This window comes from Chimaeribacter coloradensis, from assembly GCF_002858715.1.
GTDB lineage: Bacteria > Pseudomonadota > Gammaproteobacteria > Enterobacterales > Enterobacteriaceae > Chimaeribacter > Chimaeribacter coloradensis.
This window is the reverse complement of record NZ_PJZH01000002.1, coordinates 72,231-91,707: the sequence shown is the minus strand read 5'-3', so window position 1 is coordinate 91,707 and position 19,477 is coordinate 72,231. Positions and strand designations below refer to the sequence as shown.

Annotated in this window: 18 protein-coding genes; 10 read left to right on the top strand and 8 right to left on the bottom strand. The window is 62.0% G+C overall.

Features of this window, described 5'->3' with window-relative positions:
* Window positions 1-105: 105 nt before the first annotated feature.
* Window positions 106-921: a DUF72 domain-containing protein gene (locus CYR32_RS02725; RefSeq protein WP_101822327.1), complete on the bottom strand. Its 816-nt coding sequence runs from the start codon at window positions 919-921 to the stop codon at window positions 106-108.
* Between the two features lie 60 nt (window positions 922-981).
* A complete protein-coding gene (locus tag CYR32_RS02720; RefSeq protein WP_101822324.1) occupies window positions 982-1,554 on the bottom strand; it encodes a hydrolase in 573 nt (190 codons plus the stop codon).
* A gap of 270 nt (window positions 1,555-1,824) precedes the next feature.
* Here CYR32_RS02720 and CYR32_RS02715 point away from each other — a divergent pair, with 270 nt between their 5' ends.
* From CYR32_RS02715 to ruvB, 7 genes are all read left to right on the top strand, one after another.
* On the top strand, window positions 1,825-2,043 hold the full coding sequence (locus CYR32_RS02715; RefSeq protein WP_101822322.1) for an FmdB family zinc ribbon protein: 219 nt from the start codon (window positions 1,825-1,827) through the stop codon (window positions 2,041-2,043).
* 73 nt (window positions 2,044-2,116) lie between these two features.
* Window positions 2,117-3,901 carry an aspartate--tRNA ligase gene (aspS, locus tag CYR32_RS02710; protein ID WP_101822317.1) on the top strand — a complete coding sequence of 595 codons (1,785 nt, stop codon included), beginning with the start codon at window positions 2,117-2,119 and terminating at the stop codon, window positions 3,899-3,901.
* Window positions 3,901-4,344, top strand: a complete 444-nt coding sequence (gene nudB, locus CYR32_RS02705; protein WP_101822315.1) for a dihydroneopterin triphosphate diphosphatase — start codon at window positions 3,901-3,903, stop codon at window positions 4,342-4,344. The genes aspS and nudB overlap by 1 nt, the downstream gene beginning before the upstream one ends.
* A 21-nt stretch (window positions 4,345-4,365) precedes the next feature.
* Window positions 4,366-5,109, top strand: coding sequence for a YebC/PmpR family DNA-binding transcriptional regulator (locus CYR32_RS02700; RefSeq protein WP_101822313.1), 744 nt, complete (start codon window positions 4,366-4,368; stop codon window positions 5,107-5,109).
* Window positions 5,110-5,208: 99 nt separating this feature from the next.
* On the top strand, window positions 5,209-5,730 hold the full coding sequence (gene ruvC, locus CYR32_RS02695) for a crossover junction endodeoxyribonuclease RuvC (RefSeq protein WP_072931073.1): 522 nt from the start codon (window positions 5,209-5,211) through the stop codon (window positions 5,728-5,730).
* A 122-nt stretch (window positions 5,731-5,852) separates the two neighbouring features.
* Window positions 5,853-6,467: a Holliday junction branch migration protein RuvA gene (gene ruvA, locus CYR32_RS02690; protein WP_101822947.1), complete on the top strand. Its 615-nt coding sequence runs from the start codon at window positions 5,853-5,855 to the stop codon at window positions 6,465-6,467.
* Between the two features lie 8 nt (window positions 6,468-6,475).
* Complete coding sequence (gene ruvB, locus CYR32_RS02685) at window positions 6,476-7,480, top strand: Holliday junction branch migration DNA helicase RuvB (protein ID WP_101822310.1); 1,005 nt, start codon at window positions 6,476-6,478, stop codon at window positions 7,478-7,480.
* 76 nt (window positions 7,481-7,556) lie between these two features.
* Here the strand turns inward: ruvB and znuB are convergent, their stop codons facing one another.
* Together znuB and znuC are read right to left on the bottom strand one after the other, a co-directional pair.
* Window positions 7,557-8,342: a zinc ABC transporter permease subunit ZnuB gene (gene znuB / locus CYR32_RS02680; RefSeq protein WP_101822308.1), complete on the bottom strand. Its 786-nt coding sequence runs from the start codon at window positions 8,340-8,342 to the stop codon at window positions 7,557-7,559.
* Complete coding sequence (gene znuC / locus CYR32_RS02675; RefSeq protein ID WP_101822306.1) at window positions 8,339-9,112, bottom strand: zinc ABC transporter ATP-binding protein ZnuC; 774 nt, start codon at window positions 9,110-9,112, stop codon at window positions 8,339-8,341. Before znuC ends, znuB begins: the two co-directional genes overlap by 4 nt.
* A 76-nt stretch (window positions 9,113-9,188) precedes the next feature.
* Here znuC and znuA point away from each other — a divergent pair, with 76 nt between their 5' ends.
* From znuA to lpxM, 3 genes are all read left to right on the top strand, one after another.
* On the top strand, window positions 9,189-10,157 hold the full coding sequence (gene znuA / locus CYR32_RS02670) for a zinc ABC transporter substrate-binding protein ZnuA (protein WP_101822303.1): 969 nt from the start codon (window positions 9,189-9,191) through the stop codon (window positions 10,155-10,157).
* 19 nt (window positions 10,158-10,176) lie between these two features.
* Window positions 10,177-11,493: a murein DD-endopeptidase MepM gene (mepM, locus tag CYR32_RS02665; RefSeq protein WP_101822300.1), complete on the top strand. Its 1,317-nt coding sequence runs from the start codon at window positions 10,177-10,179 to the stop codon at window positions 11,491-11,493.
* A gap of 168 nt (window positions 11,494-11,661) precedes the next feature.
* Window positions 11,662-12,642 carry a lauroyl-Kdo(2)-lipid IV(A) myristoyltransferase gene (gene lpxM / locus CYR32_RS02660; protein ID WP_101822297.1) on the top strand — a complete coding sequence of 327 codons (981 nt, stop codon included), beginning with the start codon at window positions 11,662-11,664 and terminating at the stop codon, window positions 12,640-12,642.
* Between the two features lie 81 nt (window positions 12,643-12,723).
* On the opposite strand, the gene CYR32_RS02655 is transcribed toward lpxM, so the two are convergent.
* The 4 genes from CYR32_RS02655 to CYR32_RS02640 form a co-directional block, all read right to left on the bottom strand.
* Entirely contained in the window at window positions 12,724-13,941 is a 1,218-nt protein-coding gene (locus CYR32_RS02655; RefSeq protein WP_101822294.1) for an MFS transporter, read from the bottom strand.
* 80 nt (window positions 13,942-14,021) lie between these two features.
* On the bottom strand, window positions 14,022-16,433 hold the full coding sequence (locus CYR32_RS02650) for a GNAT family N-acetyltransferase (RefSeq protein ID WP_277621931.1): 2,412 nt from the start codon (window positions 16,431-16,433) through the stop codon (window positions 14,022-14,024).
* An 11-nt stretch (window positions 16,434-16,444) separates the two neighbouring features.
* On the bottom strand, window positions 16,445-17,743 hold the full coding sequence (locus tag CYR32_RS02645) for a lysine N(6)-hydroxylase/L-ornithine N(5)-oxygenase family protein (protein ID WP_101822290.1): 1,299 nt from the start codon (window positions 17,741-17,743) through the stop codon (window positions 16,445-16,447).
* 5 nt (window positions 17,744-17,748) lie between these two features.
* Window positions 17,749-19,287, bottom strand: coding sequence for a pyridoxal phosphate-dependent decarboxylase family protein (locus tag CYR32_RS02640; RefSeq protein WP_241523746.1), 1,539 nt, complete (start codon window positions 19,285-19,287; stop codon window positions 17,749-17,751).
* Between the last annotated feature and the right edge of the window lie 190 nt (window positions 19,288-19,477).

Sequence of the window (19,477 nt, the reverse complement as noted above, 5' to 3'; positions counted from 1 at the left end):
TCTGTTTTGCGCACGGATAATACGCGCGCACGCCGGGCCTGTCTTGCGGAAAACGCTGAAAGCAAAGGGGGGGCTGTCCGCCGGGGTTGACACCCGCCCGCGCCGTCAGAACAGGGCCGCCTGCTCCGGCCAGTCCGGCGCGGGGCCGACGCCGGGCACCTGCTGTTGCAGCCGTTGCCAGATCTTCTGCGCCTGCTGCGGGGCGTCGCTGCAATCCGGCGTGTGAATAAACAGAAACGGCGGGTGGCTCGTCTGCCAGTCGGCCAGCTTGCTGAACCAGGGGGTAAACCAGGCCAGGTTATCCTCCAGCTTGTCGCCGCCGATAAAGCGCACGATGGGCCGGCCGGCGGTGCAGAGCGCATGGACCGGCAGCTGCGGCTTCTTGCGCTGGGCATCGCGCACGGCGGCATTGGCCGGGTCGGCATGGTGCACCGGGCGGCTGTCCAGCATGACCCGGTTGATGCCGCGCTGCGCCAGCCCCTGGTTCAGCTGCCGCTCCTCCGCGCCTTTGCTGAAGAAGGCGGGGTGGCGCACCTCCACGCCGTAACTGAACCCGGCAGGCAGCGCATCCAGAAAACGCCACAGCGCAGGCAGCCCCTGCGGGCCGAACGCCGCGGGCAGTTGCAGCCAGAGCTGGCCGAGGCGCGTCTCCAGCGGCGAGAGGGTGTGGAAAAACTCACTCACCAGCGGCTCACAGTCGCGCAAGGCTGCCTGGTGGCTGATGGTGGCGGGGAATTTAAAACAGAAGCGGAAACCGTCGCCGGTCATGTCACGCCAGCGCAGCACGGTGTCCGCACTCGGCAGGGCGTAAAAGGTGGTGTTGCCCTCAACGCAGTTGAAGTAGCGGCTATAGTCGGCCAGGGTATGCAGGCCGATGCGGTGCCAGGCGGTATGCTGCCACTGCGGCAATCCGATATACATGCAGGGTCCTTGATCTGAAGCGCCGCCCAGAGGCGGCGCAGGGTCAGGCCGGGCAGGGCATCACGCCGGCAGGGCGGCAAGCACCTCGTCCGTGGAACGCACCCGGCCGATGCGCGGGAAGATCACGTTCATGCTGCCGTTATGCTGGTCGGCGTTATGGGCGCTGCACGCATCTTCCACAATCACCTGATTATAGCCCTGTTCCCAGGCGCTGCGGGCGGTGGACTCCACGCCGATATTGGTGGAGATGCCTGCCAGCACAATCGTATCAATGCCGCGGCGGCGCAGTTGCAGGTCAAGATCGGTGCCGTAGAATGCGCCCCACTGGCGCTTGGTGATGAGGGTGTCACTCTCTGCCACCGCCAGTTCCGGGGCGAACTCCCACCAGTCGGCAGGCAGCGTACCGGCCGGGGCGGGCTGGTCCACCGGCTGCTTCAGCGCCTCGGCAAAATCCGCCGACCAGCCGACCCGCACCAGAATCACCGGCAGCCCCTGTTGGCGGAAGCGCGCGGCCAGCCGGGCAGCGTTGTCCACCACCTGTTGGGCGCTGTGCGGCCCGCCGGCAAACGGCAGGATGCCTTTCTGCAAATCGATAAGCACCAGGGCCGTGGAAGAAGAGGGTAATGTGAGCATCGGAGGACTCCTGAAAAGAAGGGGACAAAACAGCCCCGGCAACCGCGCCGGTACTGCGCCTGGGGTTGCTATACAACCGGCCGCCACGAGTTTATGCTACTGCCCGGTGAAAGGGGGGCGGTTCAGGCGAACAAATTTGTTAAATGATGTGTGGCGACAACCGCCTGCACGCGATTTTGTCGCAGCCGGACCCCGGGTTCGCTCTTATCGGATGCCTGAAATTCCTTTATAATGTCCGCCTTTTTTCACCAGCTATGACACTATAACGCGATGCCGATTTACGAATATGCATGCCAGACCTGTGATCACCGGTTAGAAAAGTTGCAGAAGGTGTCTGCAGCACCGCTGACCGAGTGCCCGGCCTGTGGCAAACCGACATTGACCAAACTCATCTCTGCGGCCGGCTTTCAGCTGAAAGGCACCGGCTGGTACGCCACTGACTTCAAACCAGGCGGCAGCAACACCGGCAAGGGCGCCGCAGAGAAGTAACAGCACATTAAAAACAGCAGCACCGGCGGAGCACGGTTCCGCCGTTCCCCCGGCTGAGTTAAAGGATATCGTTATGCGTACTGAATATTGCGGACAGCTGAATCTGTCCCATGTGGGCCAGGAAGTGACCTTGTGTGGTTGGGTAAACCGCCGTCGCGATTTGGGTGGCTTGATCTTTATTGATATGCGCGACCGTGAAGGGATCGTTCAGGTCTTCTTCGACCCGGACCACCAGGCCGCCTTCGCCCAGGCCTCAGAACTGCGTAATGAGTTCTGCATCCAGGTAACCGGCACCGTGCGCGCCCGCCCGGAGAGCCAGGTTAACAAAGAGATGGCGACCGGCGGGGTGGAAGTGTTTGCCCACAGCCTCAACATCATCAACCGCGCTGAGCCGCTGCCGCTCGACTCCAACCAGGTGAACAGCGAAGAGCAGCGCCTCAAGTACCGCTACCTCGACCTGCGCCGCCCGGAGATGGCTGACCGCCTGAAAGCGCGCGCCAAAATCACCAGCTTCGTGCGCCGCTTTATGGATGACCACGGCTTCCTCGACATCGAAACGCCGATGCTGACCAAAGCGACGCCGGAAGGCGCGCGTGACTACCTGGTGCCGAGCCGCGTGCACAAGGGCAAATTCTATGCGCTGCCGCAATCCCCGCAGCTGTTCAAGCAGCTGCTGATGATGTCCGGCTTCGACCGCTACTACCAGATCGTGAAGTGCTTCCGTGATGAAGACCTGCGCGCTGACCGCCAGCCGGAATTCACCCAGATCGACGTGGAAACCTCTTTCCTGAGCGCAGAACAGGTGCGCGAACTGATGGAGAAGATGGTGCGCAACCTCTGGCTGGAGGTGAAAGGGGTGGATCTGGGCGCGTTCCCGATCATGACCTTCGCCGAAGCGATGCGCCGTTTCGGCTCTGACAAGCCGGACCTGCGTAACCCGCTGGAGCTGGTGGACGTGGCCGACCTGCTGAAAAATGTCGAGTTCAAAGTCTTCTCCGGCCCGGCCAACGACGCCAAAGGCCGTGTGGCGGCCCTGCGTGTGCCGGGCGGTGCCCAGCTGAGCCGTAAACAGATTGACGAATACGGCAAATTCATTGAGATCTACGGCGCGAAAGGGCTGGCTTATATTAAAGTCAATGAGGCAGCGAAAGGGCTGGAAGGCGTGCAGAGCCCGGTAGCCAAGTTCCTCAGCGAAGAGGTGCTGGCTGCCCTGCTGGAACGCACCGGCGCGACCGACGGCGACATGCTGTTCTTCGGCGCAGACAGCGCCAAAGTGGTGACCGATGCCCTGGGTGCACTGCGCCTGAAACTGGGCCGTGACCTGAAGCTGACCCGCGAAGGCACCTGGGCGCCGCTGTGGGTGGTGGACTTCCCGATGTTCGAAGAGGACGGGGAAGGCGGCCTGGCCGCGATGCACCACCCGTTCACCGCGCCGCGTGACATGACGCCGGACGCGCTGAAAGCGGACCCGACCGCCGCTATCGCCAACGCCTATGACATGGTGCTGAACGGCTACGAAGTGGGCGGCGGTTCCGTGCGTATCCACCGCAGCGAAATGCAGCAGACGGTGTTCAGCATTCTGGGCATCAACGAGCATGAGCAGCGCGAGAAGTTCGGCTTCCTGCTGGATGCGCTGAAATACGGCACACCGCCGCACGCCGGTCTGGCCTTTGGCCTTGACCGTCTGGTGATGCTGCTGACCGGCACGGACAACATCCGTGACGTGATTGCCTTCCCGAAAACCACCGCGGCTGCCTGTCTGATGACGGAAGCGCCGAGCTTCGCCAACCCGGCGTCGCTGCAGGAGCTGGCGATCAGCGTGGTGAAGAAGGGCAATGACAGCGCAGAGAACGCCTGATGGGCTATAAGCGCCCTGAGTCGGTGCTGGTGGTGATCTACGCCCAGTCTACCGGCCGGGTGCTGATGCTTCAGCGGCGGGACGACCCCGGTTTCTGGCAGTCGGTGACCGGCAGCCTGGAAGAGGGCGAACCGCCGCTGCATACCGCGCAGCGCGAAGTGCTGGAGGAAACCGGCATCGATATTGCCGGGGAGAACCTGCCGCTGGTGGATTGCCGGCGCTGCATCGAGTTCGAAATCTTCCCGCACCTGCGCCACCGCTATGCCCCTGGGGTGACCCGTAATCAGGAGCACTGGTTCTGCCTGGCGCTGCCTGCGCAGCGTGAGGTGGTGATTACGGAACACCATGCCTACCGGTGGCTGGCCGCCCCTGAGGCGGCTGCCCTGACCAAGTCGTGGAGCAACCGGCAGGCAATAGAAGAGTTTGTTAATTATTCAGTCTGAACAGACTATTTGGAGATGCTTATGGCAGGTCACAGTAAATGGGCCAACACAAAACACCGCAAAGCGGCACAGGATGCCAAACGCGGTAAAATCTTCACCAAGATCATCCGTGAGCTGGTGACAGCGGCCAAACTGGGCGGGGGCGACCCGGCGTCCAACCCACGCCTGCGCGCCGCCATCGATAAGGCGCTGTCCAACAACATGACCCGTGACACGCTGAACCGCGCGATTGCGCGCGGCGTGGGCGGTGAAGATGACAGCAACATGGAAACCATCGTCTATGAGGGCTACGGCCCCGGCGGCACTGCCGTGATGGTGGAGTGCCTGAGCGACAACCGCAACCGTACCGTGTCCGAAGTGCGCCACGCCTTTACCAAGAGCGGCGGCAACCTCGGCACCGATGGCTCCGTGGCCTATCTCTTTACCCGCAAAGGGGTGATCTCCTTCGCACCGGGTCTGGATGAAGACACCGTGATGGAAGCGGCCCTGGAAGCGGGCGCAGAAGATATCGTCGGTTACGATGACGGCGCGATTGATGTCTTCACCGCCTGGGAGAGCCTGGGCGAGGTGCGTGACGCGCTGGAAGCGGCCGGTTTCAAAGCCGAGGCGGCTGAAGTCTCAATGATTCCGTCCACCAAAGCGGACATGGATGCCGAGACCGCGCCGAAGCTGCTGCGCCTGATCGACATGCTCGAAGATTGTGACGACGTGCAGGAAGTTTACCATAACGGTGAAATTTCCGACGAAGTGGCCGCGACGCTGTAAGCGACCGCCCGCCCGCAGCACGACCCGATGCCGGACGCTTGTCCGGCATCTTTTTTTAAGCCGGGTGCAGCCGCACCCCGACAGGGCGACCCCACATTTATGGCCATTATTCTGGGTATCGATCCCGGTTCACGCATTACCGGCTATGGCGTTATCCGCCAGCAGGGCCGCCAGCTCAGCTACCTCGGCAGCGGCTGTATCCGCACCAAGGTGGACGATCTGCCCGGCCGCCTGAAGCTTATCTACGCGGGGGTCTGTGAAATCATCACCCAGTTCCAGCCCGATTTTTTCGCAATAGAACAGGTCTTTATGGCGAAAAACGCCGACTCGGCGCTGAAGCTCGGCCAGGCGCGCGGCGTGGCGATTGTCGCGGCCGTCAACCATGATCTGCCGGTGTTTGAGTATGCCGCGCGGCAGGTGAAGCAGACGGTGGTCGGCACCGGGGCAGCGGAAAAAAGCCAGGTGCAGCATATGGTGCGCTCGCTGCTCAAGCTGCCCGCCAACCCGCAGGCCGATGCCGCGGATGCGCTGGCGATCGCCATTACCCACTGCCATCTGAGCCAGAATGCGCTTAAGATGAGCAGCGACAGGCTTCAGCTGGCGCGCGGCAGGTTACGCTGACCACAGGCTGGATATTCATCCAGCCTTTTTTATGTTATAAACAGCGCAGTTAGTTATTCCGGCTCTGCGCCATGCCCGGCAAACCGGGCGCGGCGGCAGGCATTTTTGCGAAGGGGAAGAGTGTGATCGGTCGTCTCAGGGGAGTTATTCTGGAGAAGCAGCCACCGCTGGTGCTGCTGGAAACGCAGGGCGTAGGGTATGAAGTGCATATGCCGATGACCTGTTTCTACGAGTTGCCGGAGCTGGGGCAGGAAGCCATCCTCTTCACCCAGTTTATCGTGCGCGAAGATGCCCAGTTGCTTTACGGCTTTAATGACAAGCAGGAGCGGGCGCTGTTCCGCGAGCTGATTAAGGTCAACGGCGTCGGGCCGAAGCTGGCGCTGGCGATCCTCTCCGGCATGTCGGCGCAGCAGTTTGTGCGCGCGGTGGAGAAAGAGGAGATCACCGCGCTGGTGAAACTGCCGGGCGTGGGCAAGAAAACCGCCGAACGGCTGGTGGTGGAGATGAAAGACCGCTTCAAGGGGCTGAACGGCGATCTGTTCAACAGCGTCAGCGACATCACGCTGCCGCAGGCGGAAGAGGCGCGCCAGGAAGCGGATGCGGAGTCCGAGGCGGTCTCGGCGCTGGTGGCGCTGGGTTACAAGCCGCAGGAAGCGAGCCGCCTGGTCAGCAAAGCCGCCAAACCGGGTGCTGATTGCGAAACATTGATCCGTGACGCCCTGCGCGCCGCGCTGTGAGGTAAACCATGATTGAAGCCGATCGTCTGATCTCCTCCGCTGTGATCAATGAAGAAGAGATTATTGACCGGGCCATCCGCCCCAAACTGCTCAATGAATATGTGGGCCAGCCCCACGTGCGCGAGCAGATGGAGATCTTCATCCAGGCGGCGCGCCAGCGCGGCGATGCCCTGGATCACCTGCTGATTTTCGGCCCGCCGGGGCTGGGCAAAACCACGCTGGCCAATATCGTGGCCAACGAGATGGGCGTGAACCTGCGCACCACCTCCGGCCCGGTGCTGGAAAAAGCGGGCGATCTGGCGGCGATGCTCACCAACCTTGAGCCGCACGACGTGCTGTTTATTGATGAAATTCACCGGCTCTCCCCGGCGGTCGAGGAGGTGCTCTACCCGGCGATGGAGGATTACCAGCTCGACATCATGATCGGCGAAGGCCCGGCCGCACGCTCCATCAAGCTGGATCTGCCGCCCTTTACGCTGGTCGGGGCCACCACCCGCGCCGGCTCCCTGACCTCGCCGCTGCGTGACCGCTTCGGCATTGTGCAGCGGCTGGAGTTCTATCAGGTGGCGGATTTGCAGCACATCGTCGGCCGCAGCGCCAATTGCCTGGGGCTGTCGCTGTCAGACGAGGGCGCGCACCAGATCGCCCGCCGCGCCCGCGGCACCCCGCGTATCGCCAACCGCCTGCTGCGCCGGGTGCGGGACTTTGCCGAAGTGCGCTCCGACGGCAACATTGACGGCAACGTCGCCAACAAGGCGCTGGACATGCTGGATGTGGATGCGGAAGGCTTTGACTTCATGGACCGCAAGCTGCTGCTGGCGATCATCGATAAGTTTACCGGCGGCCCGGTCGGGCTGGATAACCTGGCGGCGGCCATCGGTGAAGAGCGGGAAACCATCGAGGATGTGCTGGAGCCGTTCCTGATCCAGCAGGGCTTTATCCAGCGCACGCCGCGCGGCCGCATCGCCACCCTCCATGCGTACCGCCACTTCGGGATAGACCGCCCGGAGTAAACGGGAAAAGTGAAATAATAAAAAAAGGAGCCGCCAGGCTCCTTTTTCACATCGGTTATCAATGACGTGCCGCCGGTCAGGCGGGCTGCTTTTTGTTCAGGCTCAGCAGGAACAGCAGGGCGGCGCAGAGCACCACCGACGGCCCGGCTGGCGTGTCATACACTGCGGAGAAAGCCAGGCCGCCGGTCACGGCCAGCACCCCGACGCCCATTGCCACCGCCGCCATCTGCTCCGGCGTGCGGGCAAAACGGCGCGCCGTGGCAGCCGGGATAATCAGCAGCGAGGTGATAATCAGCGCCCCGACGAATTTCATCGCCAGCCCGATGGTCAGCGCCGTCACCAGCATCAGCACAATCCGCACCCGTTGCAGGTTAACGCCGTCCACATGCGCCAGCTCCGGGCTGATGGTCATCGAGAGCAGGGCGCGCCACTGCCAGCACAGCACCGCCAGCACCACCACCACACCGGCACCAATCATCCAGATGTCGCTCAGCGTCACCGAGAGCAGGTCACCGAACAGGTAGGCCATCAGATCGACCCGGACGTTGGACATCAGACTGACCACCACCAGCCCCAGCGACAGCGCGCTGTGCGCCAGGATGCCGAGCAGGGTGTCCACCGCCAGGTGCGGTTTGCGCTCCAGCCAGACCAGCGCCAGCGCCAGCACCAGCGTCACGGCGATCACCGCATAAAACGGGTTCACGTTGAACAGCAGGCCAAAGGCCACGCCCAGCAGCGAGGCGTGGGCCAGCGTATCGCCGAAATAGGACATGCGCCGCCACACCACGAACGAGCCGAGCGGCCCGGCCGCAGCCGCCAGCAATACCCCGGCCAGCCAGCCGGGTAACAGCAGTTCAATCATGCTTCACGTTTCCCTGGGTGCGGGGCTGTCTGGCTTTTCAGCACGATACGGCCCTGTAAATCGTGGCGGTGGTTATGGTGGTGGCGGTAGATCGCCAGCTGTTGCGCGCCGTGGTTGCCGAACATGGCGATAAATTCCGGGTGCATCGACACCACTTCCGGCGTGCCGGAGCAGCAGATGTGCTGGTTGAGGCAGAGCACATCATCGGTTTTCGCCATCACCAGGTGCAGGTCATGGGAGACCATCAGCACCGCGCAGCCCAGCTCTTTGCGCAACTGGTCGATGAGATCATACAGCGCCAGCTGGCCATTGACGTCAACCCCTTGCGTCGGCTCGTCCAGTACCAGCAGTTGCGGCCGGTTGAGCAGCGCCCGCGCCAGCAGCACCCGCTGGGTTTCCCCGCCGGAGAGCTTCTGCATCGGCTGGTGTTGCAGGTGGGCCGCCTTTACCCGTTGGAGGGCAGGCAGAATATCCGCCTTTTTCACCCCCGGTTTCAGGCGCATAAAGCGGCTGACGGTGAGCGGCAGCGTGGCATCCAGGTGCAGTTTCTGCGGCACATAACCGATGCGCAGGCCGGGCTGCTGCGTCAGCGTGCCGCTGTCCGGGGCGATCAGGCCGAGCACCACGCGAACCAGCGTCGATTTTCCGGCCCCGTTCGGGCCGAGCAGGGTCAATATCCGCCCCGGTTGCAGCGCGAGCGAGATGTCAGAGAGAACCCGCCGGTTGCCGAAGCGCACCGACACGTTCTCCAGGGTGACTAATGTGGACATAGTGATTACGTCTTGCAGTAAAATTCGAATGTTATAATATTACGTTTCACAAAATAAAACGACGAGATAACTCATTATGATACAAAAAAAGCGCTGGCTGCCGTGTGCCCTTTTTGGTGCAGCCATGACGGTTGCTGCTTCTCTGCACAGTGCTGAGGCGGCGGTGGTCACTTCCGTGCGCCCGCTGGGCTTTATTGCCGCGGCTATTGCAGATGGCGTCACCCCCACGGAAGTACTGCTGCCGGATGGCGCGTCCGAGCACGATTATGCGCTGCGGCCGACCGATGTGCTGCGCATCAAAAAGGCCGATCTGGTGGTCTGGGTAGGCCCGGAGATGGAAGCCTTTATGACCAAATCCCTGGCCCAGCAACCGGCAGAGCGGCAGTTGTCCCTGGCGGCGTTGCCGACAGTAAAACCGCTGTTATTGCGCGGTGAGCACGATCATGATGAGCATGGCGAAGAAGCGGCGGATCACGCGGGAGAAGCAGCAGAAAATCATGCGCATGACCATGACGAAGATCACCATCATGGTGAATACAATATGCACCTCTGGCTCTCTCCGGCGATTGCAAAACAGGCGGCTGTTGCAATTCATGACAAATTAATGGAACTCATGCCGCAAAATAAGGACAAATTAGACGCGAATCTGCGCGACTTCGAGCTTAACCTCGCGCAAAGCCAGCAAAATATTGCTACTATGCTGACGCCTGCGCAAAACAAGGGGTATTTCGTTTTTCATGATGCGTACACGTACTTCGAAAAACAGTTTGGCCTGAGCCCGTTGGGGTACTTCACGGTCAACCCGGAAATACAGCCCGGCGCGCAGCGTTTACATCACATTCGAACAGAGCTGGTTGAGCGTAAAGCGGTCTGCGTTTTCGCTGAACCACAATTCAGGCCAGCCGTCATTGCAGCCGTTGCGCAAGGGACCGGTGTCCGGATGGGCACCCTTGATCCGCTTGGCACCGGGCTGCCACTGGGGAAAACGAGCTACATGACGTTCCTGTCACAGATAGCCAACCAGTACGTGAGCTGCCTGAAGTAAAATCAGAGGATAACATCACGTGCAGCAACTAGCCCGCGCTATTGCCTTGGCATACAACAACTTACCGCGTCCCCACCGGGTTATGCTGGGGTCGCTTACTGTTGTTACACTGGCCGTCGCTGTCTGGCGGCCTTTTGTTTACCACCCTGAGCAGAACCCGATCGTGCGGAATGTGGAGCTGGATGCCGAACAGCTCCGCTCCCTGCTGCCGGAAGCCAGCGAGCCGATTGACCAGCCCGCCCCGGAAGATGACATCCCGCAGGATGAAATTGATGAAAAAGTCGAAGGCGAGCAGGGCGTGCATGAGTACGTGGTCTCGACCGGCGACACCCTCAGCAGTATCCTCACCCAGTACGGCATCGAGATGGCTGACATCTCGGTGCTGGCCCAGCAGAACAGCGAGCTGCGTAACCTGAAAGTGGGCCAGCAGCTCTCCTGGACGCTCACCAATGACGGCGATCTGCAACGCCTCACCTGGGAGATGTCCCGCCGCGAAACCCGCACCTACGACCGCACCCCCACCGGGTTCAAAGCCTCGGTTCAGACCCAGCAGGGCGAGTGGCAGAACAGCGTCATCACCGGCCGCCTGGACGGCAGCTTTGTCGGCAGCGCCCGCGCCGCCGGCCTGAGCAGCAGCGACATCAGCGCGGTGACCAAAGCGCTGCAATGGCAGCTCGATTTCAAAAAGCTGCGTAAAGGCGACCAGTTCGCGGTGCTGATGTCCCGGGAGAATTTCGAGGGCAAAAGCGAACAGAGCCAGCTGCTTGGCGTCCGGATGCGCAGCGGCGGCAAAGATTACTACGCCATCCGCGCCGAGGACGGCAAATTCTACGATCGCCAGGGTTCCGGCCTGGCGCGCGGCTTTATGCGTTTCCCGACGGTGAAACAGTTCCGCGTCTCCTCCAACTTCAACCCGCGCCGCACCAACCCGGTGACCGGCCGCATCGCACCGCACAAAGGGGTGGATTTCGCCATGCCGGTCGGCACCCCGGTGCTGGCAGTGGGTGACGGTGAAGTGGTGGTCGCCAAACGCAGCGGCGGGGCAGGCAACTACGTGGCCATCCGCCACGGCCGCCAGTACATGACCCGCTACATGCACCTGCGCAAAATCCTGGTGAAACCGGGCCAGAAAGTGAAACGCGGTGACCGCATTGCGCTCTCCGGCAACACCGGCCGCTCCACCGGCCCGCACCTGCATTATGAAATCTGGATTAACCAGCAGGCGGTGAACCCCCTCTACGCCAAGCTGCCGCGCTCTGAAGGGCTGAGCGGCAAGGATCGTACGGATTACCTAGCCACCGCCAAAGAGGTGATCCCGCAGTTGCAGCTGGATTAACCGCCATTTCATTTGCCGCAGGCATTTCACCCTGCGGCTTTCACAATTTCATTTCGCCTGCCGGTGATCGTGCCGGCGGCGCGGGGCCTTTTTGATGTCGCGAAGGTAGATTGCAAAAATTCTCACCGCAATTATCATTAGCCGATTGAAAAGACATTGAGTTTTCGCATGCAAACAGAGAATAAATCGACCGCGGAGTTCATTCCGCAGTTCCAGAAAGCGTTTTACCATCCGCGTTACTGGGGCGTCTGGCTGGGCACCGGGGTAATGGCGGCGCTGGGTTATGTGCCGCCGCGCGTCCGTGACCCGTTACTGGGCAAAATCGGCAAGCTGGCCGGTAAATATGCCCGCAGCGCCCGCCGCCGTGCCCAGATCAACCTGCTCTATTGCATGCCTGAGTTGTCTGAAGCGGAACGTGAACAGATTATTGACCAGATGTTCGCCACCGCGCCGCAATCGATGGTGCTGATGGCGGAAGTCGCCTGCCGTACCCCGGCCAGGGTGCAGGATCGTATCCACTGGCACGGCCGCGAGGTGCTGGACCGCCTGCACGCCGAAGGTAAAAACATCATCCTGCTGGTGCCGCACGGCTGGGCCATCGATATTCCGGCGATGCTGCTGGCGGCAGAAGGCAAGCCGGTGGCCGGCATGTTCCACAATCAGAGCAACCCGCTGGTGGACTATTTGTGGAACAGTGTGCGGTTGCGCTTCGGGGGGAAACTCCATGCGCGCAACGACGGCATCAAGCCATTTATCAGCTCGGTGCGTAAAGGCTTCTGGGGCTACTACCTGCCGGACCAGGACCACGGCGCGGAACACAGTGAATTCGTGGATTTCTTCGCCACCTACAAGGCCACGCTGCCGGCGGTCGGGCGGCTGATGAAAGTCTGCCGTGCCTCGATTGTGCCGCTGTTCCCGGTCTATAACGCGGCGGAAAGCCGCCTCGACATCCACATCCGCCCGCCGATGGACGACCTGGCCGACGCCGATGACCCGTACATCGCCCGCCGGATGAACGAAGAAGTGGAGAACGTGGTGCGGCCGAACCCGGAGCAGTACACCTGGATCCTGAAGCTGCTGAAGACCCGCCGCCCCGGCGAGAAAGAGCCTTACAGCCGGAACGAGCTTTACCCGAAAAAGAAACGTTAAGCGGCAAGCCTCAGCAAACAGGGCACAATAAAAAACCGGCGCACATCAGGCGCCGGTTTTTTTATTTCTCTGCCGCGGCGGTCAGGCCTGAGCGGGCCGCGTCCGCAGGAAGCGGGTCATCAGCAGCAGCCATAAACCGCCCGCCAGCAGGTTCCAGAGGGAGAAGGCGCCGTTGCCCCAGGTGGTATAGAGCTGTTTCGCCACTTCAATGCCCCCGGCGTACATCGCCAGCGTAATCAACCCCACCGCCGCCGCCACGGTGCCTTTGCCGATCGGGCTGGCAAACAGCGTCAGGCGGTAAAGTCCGGCGTTAATCAGTCCGGTGCCGAAGGCGTAGAGGCTCAGGCCAACCACGCTGAACAGCCACTGGTGCGGGTCAGCCAGCGCCGCGGCGGCCGCAATCGCCAGACCCAGCATAACCGGCCAGACACCCAGCCACAGCGGCCGCTCAATGGTGACCCGGCCGCTGAGGCGGCTGAGCAGCAGGTTGCCGATAATCAATGAGACAAAAATCGGCACCTGCGCCAGCCCATACTGCAGCGGCGTCATGCCGCCATCCTGAATCAGGATCACCGGTGACTGCGCCACCCAGGCCAGCAGCGGCAGGGCGGAGAAGCCGATCGCCAGTGAGCCGCCGACCAGACGCCGGTTGCTGAATACCTGCCGGTAATCCGCCAGTAACCGGGAGGCCGAGAAGCGCCCGCCGCCGCCCGCCGTCTCCGGCATGGCACGCCACAGCCCCCACAGGGAGAAGGCCGCCAGCAGCGCAAACAGCGCGAACATCGCTTTCCACGGTGCAACATGGATAAAGGCCGCGCCCGCCACCGGCCCCAGCAGCGGGGCAATCAGTGCCACGTTCGCCATCAGCGCCATCATCTTGATGCTCAGTGTCTCCGAGTACGCCTCCTGAATGGCGGCGTAGCCCACCGCGCCGATAAAGCAGAGGCTGATGCCCTGGAGGAAACGCATCAGGATGAACTGCTGAATGGTGCTGACCCACAGCGTCAGCAGGCAGGTGGTAACAAACAGCGCCACGCCTGCCAGCAGCACCGGCCGCCGCCCAAGGCGGTCAGAGAGCGGGCCGAGCAGCCATTGCAGCGTCATGCCGCCCAGCAGGTAGGCGGTCAGTGAGGTCGAGACCCAGTCACTGCCGGCGCTGAAATCACTCACCACCTGCAACATGCCGGGCTGGATCATATCGTGGGCGATGTAGGTGGCGAATTCGAACAGCACCAGGGAGAGGGGAAACAGCAGGTGCCGGCGGGTCAGGGTCACGGCCGGGGTAAAGGGGGTGGTCATGGTGTCATCCAGTCAATCTTGCAACGGAAAAAGCGCGGCCCGAAGGCCGCGCATCATTGTTGTTGTATGAAAACCTGCGATCAGGGGCGGAAGGCCGCGATCGGGTTCTTCAGGGTGCCGGCAAACTTCAGGTTCTGCGCCGGGTCCGCCAGGTTGATCATCTGTTTGTTGTTGGCCAGTTGCAGGCGGTTCAGGCAGGAGTGGGCAAACTCCTCCGCGAACAGATCGTAACGGGCGAATTTGGCGGCCATCTCCGGGTGTTGCTGCTGGTATTCCGCGATGGTCTGCGCCACGGTCTGCCAGAACTGATCTTCGGCCAGGGTACGCTCCTGACGCAGGATACGCGCCATAAAGCGGAAGAAGCAGTCAAACACGTCGGTAAAGATCGACAGCAGTTTCAGCGGCTCCGGCACCTCAACGGCGACCCGTTTCGCTTTTTCCGGCAGGTTGGCATCCGGGTTCATCACCGCAATCTCTTCGGCGATGTCCTTCATCCAGGCGCGTACCGGGATATTGCGCTCGAATTGCAGGATCAGGTTCTCGCCGTGCGGCATAAACACCAGATCGTAGGTGTAGAAGCAGTGCACCAGCGGTGCCAGGTAGCAGCGCAGGTAGCGCGACAGCCAGTCAGTGGCGCTGAGGCCGGAGTCGGCAATCATCGCCGGCAGCACGCCGTGCCCGGCGTCATCCACATGCAGCAGCGCAGCCATGGTCATCAGGCGGTGGTTCTCCGGCAGGTGGGTGGCCGGGTTGTCACGCCACAGGGCGGCAAACATCTTTTTGTAGGGGCTGTCCGCTTTGATCGCCGACTCAAAGTAGCTGTTGCGGTAACCGATAGAGGCCACTTCACGCAGGATGCCGAACCCGCAGGATTGCAGGTAGGTGTCCCCGTCCACCAGCTCCGCCAGCCACTCGTTGATGCCGGGCGTGGTCGCCATGTAATAGGGTGACAGGCCGCGCATAAAGCCCATGTTCAGGATAGAGAGCGCGGTTTTCACATAGCGCTTTTTGGGCTGGCTGACGTTGAAGAAGGTACGGATCGACTGCTGCGCCAGGTAGTGATCGTCGCCGGTGCCGAGGTAGATCAGCGACTGGGCGGCGATGTCCGGCGCGAACACCGTCAGCAGCTTGTTCTGCCACTGCCAGGGGTGAACCGGCATAAAGAAGTAGCGCGCCGGGTCCACACCGCGCTGGCGCAGCTGCTCCGTAAAGGCCGTGACCTGCGCGTCGCCCAGCTCCTCGCGCATCAGTTGCGCATAGGAGAGGCCGCTGATGCTGGCGAAAGTCGCTTTGCTGTCATGCACCGCCACCCAGATCAGCGCCACCGGCGAGGCGGCTTCCGGCGCGTAGTGCAGATAGTCACCGGCATCGAAGCCGATGCGGCCGTTATTGGCGATAAAGCAGGGGTGGCCCTCGCTCATGGTGGTTTCCACCGTCTGGAAACCGGCGTGGGTCAGGGCGGCGGCATCCGGGGCGTTGCGCGCCATTTTAAAGGCGCTGCCGGCCAGCGTGCTGGTGATCTCTTCCATGTAGGTCGGCAGCAGTTCCTGCGTGATGCCGAGCTGTTCGCTGAATTCAATGATGAATTGCAGGGCGTCCAACGGCACCGGCGACAGGTTCTCCAGCCGGGCCAGGGAGGGCAGGTCGATCAGCCAGTCATTGAGCGGCAATAATGTCGCGCGGAACCGGTACTCCACTTCGGAGTGCGGTACCGGCAGGCGGTAGTGGCCCCAGCCCTGTTCCGTCTCCAGCAGCTCAGGGGCGATCAGCCGTTCATGGGCGAACTCCGAGATCGCTTTGCGCAGCAGCAGGGCGTTGGCCTGCGCCCAGCGCTGCGGCTCAAGGTGTTTACCGGCCTGCAAAGCCGCTTCGCGCGGGTCGGTAGCGGGGGTAGTCATGGCAGTCTGCTCCTGTACATCGGGAAAATCGGCGGCCGGGGCATCGTAGCCCGGGTAATTCTCGCGCCGGCAAAACGCCAGCCAGGCGGTTTTGGTCGACAGGGTGACGGTGTGCTGGTAGGCAAACCCGGCCCGCTTGTTCAGGCGGTGGATCTTCTCATTGCGCACATCCGGCTCCACCACCACCCGCGCCACCTGCGGCAGGCTGAACATGTAGTCCATCACGGTGGTAAAGACCTGCCAGCTGAAGCCCGGCAGCGGCTGGTCGGCCGGGGCGAGCAGCAGGTGCATGCCGTAGTCGTCCGGCTGGGCCGGGTAGTGGCGGCCAATCTCATCCTCCTGGGCGCGGTAAAACTCCATCAGGAACACCGGCTCGCCGGCGAGTTCACCGATCAGCGCCGCCTGCGGGTTATCGCGCGTCAGGTCATGATAGAAGCGGTGTACTTCGTCCAGGGTGCTGTCGAGCATGCCCCAGAAACGGGCGTAGGGCTGGGTCATCCAGCGGTGCAGCAGGGCGGCATCCTCCGGCAGGCGCAGCGGGCGCAGGCTGAACTCCCCGGCAGGGCGGGCGCAGCGGAACAGGGGGGCGGACATGGAGTTACCCATCACTGGCCTCCGATTTTGTGGGAGCAGAAGGTCTGGAAGGCGATCGCCTTCTCCACCGGGTAGATCTCCCGGCCGACCATTTCGCGGATCAGCGTGCTGTTGCGGTAGCAGGCCATGCCGAGGTCCGGCGTGACGAAGCCGTGGGTATGCAGCTCTGCGTTCTGCACGAAGATTTCGTTGCGGTCGTCGATGCTGTAGTTGCGGTTAACGGCAAAGCGGCCTTTTTCATCCCGGTTGATACGGTCACTGATCCCCTCCAGGAAGTCGGGCTGGCGGTAGGCGTAGCCGGTGGCGAGGATCAGGGACTCGGTGCGGTGGCGGTAGGCCACCTGCTGCTCCTGCTGCATCAGCGACAGCTCCAGCTCACCGCTGCTGCGCCACTGGAGATCCGTCAGCGCAGAGTGGGTGTAGAGGTTGACGTTCAGCGGCCCATCCAGCCGTTTGATGTACATCAGATCGTAGATGTCGTTGATCAGGCTGCTGTTGATGCCTTTGTACAGCCCCTTCTGCTCGCGGTTGAGCTGGTCACGCTTGGCCATCGGCAGGGCGTGGAAGTAGTCGATATACTCCGGCGAGGTCATCTCCAGCGTCAGCTTGCTGTACTCCAGCGGGTAGAAGCGCGGCGCGCGGGTGATCCAGTTCAGCTGGTAATCATGTTTATCGATGTCGCCCAGCAGGTCATAGAAGATCTCCGCCGCACTCTGGCCGCTGCCCAGCACCGTGATAGAGCGGCTCTGCTGCATCGCCTCTTTGTTCGGCAGGTAGGCGCTGGAGTGGTGGACTTTGTCGCCCAGTTTTTCAGCACAGGGCGGCAGCCACGGGGACGGGCCGGTGCCCAGCACCAGCCGGCGCGCCAGCAGCTCGGTGCGCTCGCCGCTGCGGGTGTCGCGGGTGCGCACCCGGTAACAGTTCAGCGCCGCATCATGGCTGACGTGCTCCACGCGGGTGTTGAAGCGCAGGTTGGTCAGCCGCTCGCTGGCCCATTGGCAGTACTGGTTAAACTCCTTGCGCATCATGAAGAAGTTTTCGCGGATGTAGAACGAGTAGAGCTTGCCCTGCTGCTTCAGGTAGTTCAGGAAGCTGTAGGGGCTGGTCGGGTCTGCCAGCGTCACCAGGTCGGCCATGAAGGGGGTCTGAAGCATTGCGCTCTCCAGCATCATGCCGGTGTGCCAGTCAAAGCCGGGGTTCTGGTCGACGAACAGCCCGTCGAGTTGCTCAACCGGTGCCGTCAGGCAGGCCAGCCCCAGGTTGAACGGGCCGATGCCGACGGCGATAAAGTCATAAATTTTGCTGGACATAATAGTTACTCGGTAGCCATCAGGGAGAGGTGCTGGGCGGTCAGTTCCTTGCCGTAATGCACAATCAGGTCGATCACTTCTTCAACGTCAGCCAGGGTAGTGGCCGGGTTGAGCAGGGTGAATTTCAGGTACTGGCGGTTATCCACTTTGGTGCCCGCCACCACGGCGTTGCCGGAGCGGAAAATCGCTTTGCGGATATTGGCGTTGATCTCATCAATCACCTCGGCGGCCAGCGACTGGCGCGGCACAAAGCGGAACACCTGGGTGCTGAGCTGCGGCTGGTGCAGCACATCGATGTGCGGATGGGCGGCCAGTTTCAGGTGCGTCTCTGCGGTGCGGTCCAGCAGGGTGTCGAACGCCTCGCCCAGCTTCTGTTCACCCATGATGCGCAGCGTCAGCCACATCTTCAGCGCATCGAAGCGCTTGGTGGTCTGGATGCTTTTGTTCACCAGGTTCGGCGTGCCTTCCAGCTTGGCGCTCAGCGGGTTGAGGTAGTCGGCATGGCAGGTCACATGCTCAAGGTGCTGGTGGTCACGCACGAAGAACGCGCCGCAGCTGACCGGCTGGAAGAAGGATTTGTGGTAATCCACGGTCACGGAGTCCGCGTGGCAGATGCCGTCAATCCGGTCGGAAAAGCGCTGGGAGACCAGCAGCCCGCAGCCGTAGGCGGCGTCCACATGCATCCAGACCTGGTGGCGGCGGCAGACTGCGGCAATCGCGTTCAGCGGGTCGATGCTGCCGAAATCGGTGGTGCCGGCGGTGGCGACCACGGCCAGCGGAATGTTGCCCTCGGCCAGGCACTGCTCAATGGCCTGGTCCAGCGCGCGCGGGTCCATGCGGAAGCGGTCATCGCTCGCTACCGGCACCACGGCGTTGTAGCCCAGCCCCAGCAGCGCGGCCGATTTCTGGATGCTGAAGTGGCTGACGCCGGAGCTGAAGATACGCCAGCGGGTCGCGTCCGCCGGCAGGCCCTGGTATTTGATGCTGTGGCCGGGGTGGGTGCGTTTGCAGTGGCTGTCACGCGCCAGCAGCATCGCCATCAGGTTGGACTGGGTGCCGCCGCTGGTGAAGATGCCGTCCGCCTCCGGGCCGAGACCGATCTGGTCCAGCGTCCAGTCAATCACTTTCTGTTCAATCAGCGTGCCGCCGGCGCTCTGGTCCCAGGTATCCACCGAGGAGTTGATGCTGGAGAGGATCGACTCCCCCAGCAGAGCAGGCAATACCAGCGGGCAGTTGAGGTGCGCCAGGTATTTCGGGTGATGGAAGTAGACGGCGTCACGCAGGTAGAGGGTTTCCAGCTCGGCCAGCGCCGCTTCCGCGCTCCCCAGCGGCTGGTGCAGATCAACGCGGGTAAATTCTTCCACCAGCTCAGAGGGCAATATTCCGCTGAAAGGTTTCTCCGCGCCGTTAATATGCCCGGTGACCAGGGAGGTCGCCTGCGTTATTTGCTGTTGCCACTCCTGAGTGGTGTGCTGATTAAAAAGAAAGGAGGCCGCCGTGCGGGGTTTTTTACAGTTTTCATCGCTGGCAGCAGCGGGATTCATGTCAAACATAATAGAGCCCTGTTTTATTTCAGGGGCGTGCGGGTGCCGCCCCAAAAAAGAGAGAAAAAAGTCCAGTTCTGGCGTGTTTGCGCGCCGCTGCCTCCGGATGGTGCGCGGAAGGTCGCAGGGCGATCAGTTGGCGTTGGAAATTTTTTATAATTTAATCAGTAGGTAAAGCCTCACTGAGTAA